Source organism: Halomonas sp. ND22Bw (assembly GCF_003011945.1).
Lineage (GTDB): Bacteria > Pseudomonadota > Gammaproteobacteria > Pseudomonadales > Halomonadaceae > Halomonas > Halomonas halophila.
Genome location: NZ_PXWD01000170.1, coordinates 1 through 449, shown reverse-complemented (window position 1 = coordinate 449; position 449 = coordinate 1). Strand labels below are relative to the sequence as shown.

Sequence of the window (449 nt, the reverse complement as noted above, 5' to 3'; positions counted from 1 at the left end):
GTAGAGGAATGTGTTGGCCATGCCGCCGCCGATGGCCAGCGTGTCCAGCTTGCCGACCAGGTTCTTCAGCAGGTCCAGCTTGGTCGAGACCTTGGAGCCGCCGACGATGCCGACGACCGGTTTCTGCGGATTGCCGAGCGCGGCGTCCAGCGCATCCAGTTCGCGGCGCATGGATTCGCCGGCGTAGGCGGGGATGTGGTGCGCGATCCCTTCGGTCGAGGCGTGGGCGCGGTGGGCGGCCGAGAAGGCGTCGTTGACATAGAGGTCGCCGAGGTCGGCCAGCTTCTGGGCGAAGACCGGATCATTGGCCTCTTCCGCCGCATGGAAGCGCACGTTCTCCAGCAGGACGACGCCGCCCGCATCCAGATCGCGAATGGCCTCCACGGCGGGGCCGCCGATGCAGTCGTCGGCGAAGCGGACGGGCGCGCCGAGCAGTTCTTCCAGCGGCT

At 68.2% G+C, this 449-nt stretch carries 1 protein-coding gene; it reads right to left on the bottom strand.

The window, feature by feature from the left end:
- Positions 1–449, bottom strand: a 449-nt coding sequence (gene pgk, locus CVH10_RS17530; protein ID WP_106489351.1) for a phosphoglycerate kinase, incomplete at both ends; no start/stop codon positions are given.